We start from the raw sequence: 6,178 nt of genomic DNA, 5'->3' as shown, positions 1-6,178 counted from the left end.
CGCCAGATCATCGAAAAAGACCTGGCCGAAGGCACTTATGCCAGTCGCCGCTGGGGCGGCAGCCCGGGGGACGCCGCCCACCATGCCGCCGGCCAGCCCGATCCGGCCAAGATCCGCCTGCGCTTTCCGCCTGAACCCAACGGCTATTTGCATGTGGGCCATGCCAAGAGCATTTGTCTGAACTTCGGCCTGGCACTCGACTACGAAGGCGTGTGCCACCTGCGCTTTGACGACACCAACCCCGAAAAAGAAGACACCGAATACGTCGACAGCATCATCGAAGCCGTCAAGTGGCTGGGCTATGACTGGGCGCAGATCGGCAACGGCAAGGGGGGCGACAAGCCCTACCAGGCCAGCGACTACTTTGACTTCATGTACCGCGCAGCCGAGTATTTGATTGAAAGCGGCAACGCCTACGTTGACGAACAAACCGCCGAAGAAATGCGCCATAACCGCGGCGACTTTGGCCACCCCGGCACCAACAGCCCCTTCCGCGGCCGCACACCCGCTGAGAACCTGGCGCGCTTTCGCGAGATGCGAGACGGCAAGCTGCCCGACGGCGCCGCCGTGCTGCGCGCCAAGATCGACATGGCCTCGCCCAACATCAACATGCGCGACCCGGCCATTTACCGCATACGCCGCGCACACCACCACAACACCGGCGACAAATGGTGCATCTACCCCATGTACACCTTCGCCCACCCGGTCGAAGACGCACTTGAGCAGATCACCCACAGCATCTGCACGCTCGAGTTTGAAGACCAGCGCCCGTTTTACGATTGGCTGCTCGACCGTTTGGCCGAAGGCAAACTCATTGCCACACCGCACCCGCGCCAGTACGAATTTGCGCGCCTCAACCTCACCTACGTGCTCACCAGCAAACGCAAGCTCGCCCAGCTGGTGACTGAAAAGCGCGTGAGCGGCTGGGACGACCCCCGCATGCCAACAATAGTCGGCCTGCGCCGCCGCGGCTACACGCCCGAATCACTGCAACTCTTTGCCGAACGCATCGGCGTCACCAAGAGCGACAGCTGGATCGACTACAGCACGCTCGAAGGTTCCTTGCGCGACACGCTCGACCCGATTGCACCGCGTGCCATGGCCGTGCTTGATCCGGTCAAGCTGGTGCTGACCAATTGGGATGAAATCATGGGCGCAGGAAAGCTTGACGACTGCAGCGCACCCGTGCACCCGCACCATGAAGACATGGGCAAACGCCAGTTCAAGATCGGCAAGGAAGTCTGGATTGAACGCACCGACTACGAAGAGACTCCCCCCAAAGGTTTCTTCCGCCTCTTCCCGCCGCACATCAACGCCAGCAAGCAGGCGATTGCCGGCAGCAAGGTCCGCCTCAAATATGGCCACGTCATCGAATGCACAGGCGCAGTGAAAGACGCCAACGGCAAGGTCACCGAAGTGCACGCCACCCTGATCCCCGACACCAAGAGCGGCACCCCCGGCTCCGACGCCATCAAGGTCAAGGGCGTGATCACCTGGGTGGGTGTGAACGATGCGGTGCAGGCCGAAGTGCGCCTTTATGACCGCCTCTTCACCACCGAACACCCCGGCACCGGCGACAAGGATTTCCACGACGAGCTGAACCCCGACAGCCTCAAGGCCGTGACGGCGTATGTTGAGCCATCACTGACGAATGTGCCCGCCGGTACGCGCTTTCAGTTTGAGCGGCATGGGTACTTTGTGACGGACCTGGTGGATCACTCTGCCAGTAAAGCCGTATTCAATCGGGTCACGGGCATGAAGGATAACTGGGCCAAATAGCCTGGCAAGCCGATGGACGCCGCTCAAACCGAAGCACAAACTAAAAATAGCGTCCACAGAACAATTCGAATTACGAGGGAGAATATTTTGAAAATCTGGTTGCATGCCGTGCGCAGCACGATGTTGATGGGCACGCTCGCTCTGTGCGCACTGGCCGCGCAGTCCCAGCCGGCGCCTGCTACCCAGGGTCCGAACGAAGGCGTCAAGGAAGTGCGGATTTCATCCGACAAATTCGAGCGCCAGGCGGCCCTGCCCAGTTGGGTCGAACCCATCACCAACCTGCCTGCCACGCAAAGCAAGGCACCAGTGGTAACCATACTGGCGGACACGCAATTCATGGTGGCCGCACAATCCACCAGCTTTGTACACCGGGCCTGGCTGGCCAACACCAATGCCCCGTTGCAGTCGCTGGGCACGATGGCCGTGTCCTTCAACCCCGAATACCAGAGAGCCAAGCTCCATATCCTGCGCATTCACCGCGCAGGCCAGGTTCTTGACAAGCTCGCCACGGCCGAAATCCGCTTCCTTCAGCAGGAAACCGGCCTCGACATGGGCGCCTATAACGGCGAAACCACCGCATCCATCCTGGTTGAGGACCTGCGCGTCGGCGACATACTGGAGATCGCCTACTCCACCATCGGAGCCAACCCGGTCATGGGCAACCGCTTCATTGACTACGCCAGCTGGGACCAGGGCGGCCCGGTTGACCGGCGCCGTGTCACGCTTAACTATCCTTCCGCGCGCAAGATCAATGTGCGTTTTTTGGGCGACCTGAACAAGGACTATCCAAAGCCTGTCGAGTCAGTCAGCGGCGCGATGAAAAAACTCCGTTGGGAACAGCTCGCGCTGCCAGCCGTGGACTTTGAAGCTTCGGTTCCTTCCAGTTTTTATGTGGGCCGCTCCATGCAGTTCTCGGAGTTCCAGAGCTGGGCCGAGGTGTCGGACTGGGCCGACCAGCTGTTCCGTAGCACCGCACCCTTGCCTCCTGAAATCATGCAGGTAGTGCAAACGCTGGGCACCAAGCCCACCATGGACGAGCGCGTCTCCGGTGCACTGCAATGGGTGCAAAACGAAATCCGTTATTTCTCGGTGTCCCTGGGTGAAAGTTCGCACCGCCCCACGCAACCCGCGCTCACCCTGCAGCGCCGCTATGGCGACTGCAAGGACAAATCATTCATGCTGATCGAGATGCTGYGCGCGCTGGGCATCAAGGCACAGCCGGTGCTGGTGTCCACCCGCTTCCGCGACGGACTGACGAAGATGCTGCCTTCACCTTACGCTTTCGACCACGCCATCGTGCGCGCGGAAGTGGAAGGCAAAACCTATTTTCTCGACCCCACCCTGATCGGCCAAACCGGACGGCTGGACGCACTGGGCCAGCCGCATGAAGGCTCCGAGGTACTCGTTGTTCAACCCGGCAACAGCAGCTTCACCCGCATCAAGTCAGCTGATTACGCCGCGATCTCCCGCAACGAACTCACCGAAAAAATCACGCTGCCGAAATTTGGCGGCGACGGCACGCTCGAAAGCCAGAACCTCTGGTCGGGCTACAGCGCGGAAGTGCGCCGCATCCAGTTGGCCGCCTGGACGACCGAGCAGCGCGACAAGGTGTTTCGCGAGGTATATGAGCGGCTCTATCCCGGCATCCGTTTTTCGGCGCCGCTCCAGGTGCTCGACGACACCGTAAACAACGTCATAACCGTCAAAAACCTCTACATCATTCCCAACCTGGCCATCACGGCCACTGGCGAGTGGGGCGTGCGCTACAGCGCCAGCAACATGGCGGGCATGGTGGTCATGCCACCGTCAGTCAATCGCACCCAGCCGCTGTCCATGGAAGTCCTGCCGCGCAAGAACCGTTACTCGATCGAGATTGAATTCCCGCCTGAGGTGTCTGTGGTGCGTGACCCCCTCACGCGCTCCGTGCGCGACGACGCCTTTGACTACAAGGTCTCCAGCACCTTTCGCGGCAATCGGGCATCAACCTCCATCGAGCTGGCCGTACTGCAAACCCAGATCGAGGCGTCACGCGTGCCGGCCTATGCGGCCGCCCTGCGCCGCACCGGGGAGATCTTTTACCCCGTGGCAGTGGTGCGTAAAGACGATATCAAGTCATCCGGCCTGCTGGGCCTGGGGGCCAAAAACCTGCGCCAGACAATTGAGGACCGCCTGAAAGACCGCATCGGCAAGATCGGCAAAGGTATCGACAGCGGCCGGCTGAGCGGTGACGACCTGGCAAACGCCCTGTGCGAACGCGCCGAGGCACTCACAGACCTCGGCAAACCCGAAGAAGGCCTGAAAGACGCCCAGCTTGCCATCAAGGGCAGCCCCAACTTTTCGCGCGCCTATGCCTGCCGCGGCAATGTGTACTTTGGCCTGCAAGACTACCCCCGCAGCGTTGCCGACTACAGCAAGGCCATTTCACTCGGCGACGAAAGCGACCACGTGATGTACCGGCGCGGCCACGCACGTTTCTACGGCGGCCAGCTTGCGGCAGCGGCAGAAGACTTTGCCAAAGCAAGCCAGTCCAAACAGGCTGATGCCGACGCCGCACTTTATGCAGAGCTGTGGCGCGTATGGACACAAAAGCGGCTGGGCATCACGCCGGACGCCGCACAGCAAGCGCTTGCCAGGGCCAAGCCTGGCGGTGACTGGCCCCGCCCCGCCCTTGCCATGCTGCACGGCCTGATGACACCCGAACAGGCCCTGGCCACACTAGACAGCAAAAAGGGCGACGAGCGCGACATGGCCCTTGTGGAGGGTTACTTCTATGTGGGCCAGAACTACTATGCCCAGGGCGACAAGACAAAAGCCGCCGAGTTTTTCAACAAGGCCCGCGAAAAAGGCGTCCTCCTCTACATCGAGCACGTCGCAGCGGGCCTGGAGCTGCAACAGATGGGTGTCGCCAAGCCCTAGGCCCACATATGCGCCCATCGCCCTATCCCAAGCGCCTGCGCAATTTTCTGGTGATGACGGGATGGGCGGCATCCCTGCTGGTACCGGCCACCGGTCATGCCCAGTTCGGCCGTTTCGAGTTCAGCGATGCAGGCGACTTTTCAGAGTCGGCCATCCTGCACGGCGTCAAGGCCACTCAGGCGCAATGCGCAGCCGCCGCCAATACCGTCTGGGCCGCCACGGCCAGTTCGGGCGCCGAATRCATCAAATACTGGAAGGCCGGTTTTGGCGACCAGCCCGTCAAACGCGCCATCGTGTTCTTTCATGGCGACGTCTTTGTGGGCGTAGGCAAGACCAGCAAAAACTACCTGGACTTGACCAATGCCCAGTTGCAAAACTTCGCCGACGGTTGGGCCAAAACACTCGGCATGCCCTACATCTACATGGGCCGCCCGGGCACCCACGGCTCATCAGGCGACCACATGCAGCGCAGGCGCATTGACGAATCACTCATCATCTCGGCCGCGTTAGACGAGATCAAGAAGCGCTACGGCATTGAAGAATGGGTCATCGCCGGCCAAAGCGGCGGCGGCCACGTCACGTCCTCCCTGATCACTGAACGCGCAGACATCGTTTGCGCAGTCCCCACCTCAGCCCCCTCCTCACCCCGCATCCGCTGGGAAATGATGGGCCGCACCAATGACACCACCAACTACGCCGACTCCTACGAGCCGTGGAAGTTTGTCGTCAAGGAAAAGACTCACCCTAAACTGCGCGTGTTTGTACTGGRCAACCCGAATGACAAAAACGTTTTCTGGGCCTCGCAGACCGTGATGGCCGACGCTCTGCAAAAAGCGCAGATTCCGGTGCAGGTGCTGCAAGGCGAAGGCACAGGGCCGGATGCGMATGGCCTGTCGAATTCGTCGCGCATTGTGGCGGGGTGGTGTGCGAGGGATGTAGGGACGGAGGAGATGGTGGTGCGGGCGGGTAAGGGGCTTAAGGGTTAACGACAAGCCGAAACGCTCACGAAAAATCGTCAGTTTGGGCGTATGGGTACTTTGTCACAGATTTAAATGAGCACAAATCAGAGAAAGCGGTGTTCAATCGAGTGATGCGGATGAGACTCTCGCTCAACAAATAACCAAGCCCATCAAATGTCATCTCTTTTGTACCAAGCTGGTTTTCAACGGATTTCATATCAAGCGCTCGTTCTCAGCGCTTTTTTTTCGTCTTTCATGTTGTAAGTAGGCGTAGAAACACTCAAAAATTTCTATGTGTTGAATTCCGTCGAAATCTGATCCATTTAGCGCAGTAATTTCCATCCAAAACTGACCCACGTAGGCACTACCCTGCTTGTTTTAAAAGCAGGGGGAAATTAGGAGTGATAGACGTGGCGACATTGAATGTCATCAGACGTTGGGCATTGCGGGATCAGATGTCCATTCGCGAGATCTCAAGGCGTACAGGCCTGGCTCGCAACACAATAAAGAAGCACCTGCGATCG

At 59.7% G+C, this 6,178-nt stretch carries 4 protein-coding genes; all 4 read left to right on the top strand.

Going from position 1 to position 6,178, the window contains the following annotated elements:
- Nucleotides 1-1,779 (top strand): glutamine--tRNA ligase/YqeY domain fusion protein (locus AC1D1P_RS11670; RefSeq protein ID WP_477673085.1); only part of this gene is annotated, 1,779 nt, incomplete at its 5' end.
- Nucleotides 1,780-1,866: 87 nt separating this feature from the next.
- Nucleotides 1,867-4,695 carry a DUF3857 domain-containing protein gene (locus AC1D1P_RS11665; RefSeq protein ID WP_477673084.1) on the top strand — a complete coding sequence of 943 codons (2,829 nt, stop codon included), beginning with the start codon at nucleotides 1,867-1,869 and terminating at the stop codon, nucleotides 4,693-4,695.
- A gap of 8 nt (nucleotides 4,696-4,703) precedes the next feature.
- Entirely contained in the window at nucleotides 4,704-5,681 is a 978-nt protein-coding gene (locus AC1D1P_RS11660; RefSeq protein WP_477673083.1) for an alpha/beta hydrolase family protein, read from the top strand.
- Between the two features lie 374 nt (nucleotides 5,682-6,055).
- A partial coding sequence (locus tag AC1D1P_RS11655; protein ID WP_477673086.1) for a winged helix-turn-helix transcriptional regulator occupies nucleotides 6,056-6,178 on the top strand: 123 nt, incomplete at its 3' end.

Source organism: Polaromonas sp. P1_E1_2 (assembly GCF_056406035.1).
Note: the sequence above shows the minus strand (reverse complement) of the source record. Positions and strands in the feature narration are given on the sequence as shown.